Below are 1,246 nucleotides of genomic sequence, written 5' to 3'. Positions count from 1 at the left end.
ACCGGAGTCGACGGAGCCCGAAACACCACAGCCTCGAACACCGGAGCCGGCAACGCCGCCCGATCCAACTTCCCATTCACCGTCAACGGCAACGCATCCAACACCACAAACGCCGACGGCACCATGTACGACGGCACCACCGCACCCAACGCCACCTTCACCTCACCCACATCCAAAGACACACCCACACCACCAACCACATACGCCACCAACTGATCCCCCGCAAACTCATCCACCCGAGCAACCACCGCAACATCGACCACCCCATCCACCCCACGCAACGCCGACTCGATCTCCCCCAACTCGATCCGGAAACCACGCACCTTCACCTGAAAATCACTACGCCCCACATACTCCAACTCACCAGAACCACCCCACCGCACCACATCACCCGTCCGATACAACCGAGAACCCGCACCCACACCCGCAACACCGACAAACGGATTCGCCACAAACCGCTCCGCCGTCAAATCCACCCGACCCACATACCCACGCGCCAACTGCACACCCGCCAAATACAACTCACCCGACACACCCACCGGCACCGGATGCAACCGCTCATCGAGCACCAACACACCCGTATTCCACTCCGGCACACCAATAGGCACACCCGCAACATCACCCGCCCCCACCTCATGCACCGTCACCGACACCGCAGCCTCCGTCGGACCATACAAATTGAACAACGCACCCGCATTACCCCGACGGAACCACTGCGCCGTCGCAGCCGGCAACGCCTCACCAATCGCCAACACCCGCAACAACGAACTCGACAACACACCACCCGACACCGACAACAACGCCGACAACATCGACGGCACCACATGCAACGTCGTCACCGACTCCGCCACCATCAACTCATGCAGATACGCCACATCCCGATGCCCCTCCACCGACGCCACCACCACCGACGCACCCGACACCAACGCCGACCAGAACTCCCACACCGACAAATCGAACGTCGCCGTGGTCTTGAGCAACACCACATCACCGACACCCAACCCGAACTCGGACCTCTTCCACACCAACTGATTCACCACAGCCTCATGCGAAACCGCCACACCCTTCGGCCGACCCGTCGACCCCGACGTGAAAATCACATACGCCGCATTCGACCCACGCAACACCGACAACCGCTCACCATCCCCCACAACCTCACCCGAAAAACCAGACACATCCAACGAACCCACATCCACCACCGACACACCACCACCAGCAAACACACCCACATCCCCACCACCAGAAA

The 1,246-nt window shown here is 60.8% G+C and carries 1 protein-coding gene; it reads right to left on the bottom strand.

Going from position 1 to position 1,246, the window contains the following annotated elements; genetic code table 11:
* The coding region (locus O1W68_RS21480; protein ID WP_331283601.1) for an amino acid adenylation domain-containing protein at positions 1-1,229 on the bottom strand (1,229 nt) is incomplete at its 3' end.
* Positions 1,230-1,246: the final 17 nt, after the last annotated feature.

The sequence above is a fragment of the Rhodococcus sp. H36-A4 genome (genome assembly GCF_027158005.1).
Classification (GTDB): Bacteria; Actinomycetota; Actinomycetes; order Mycobacteriales; family Mycobacteriaceae; genus Rhodococcoides.
This window is presented reverse-complemented; position numbering and strand designations above follow the sequence as displayed.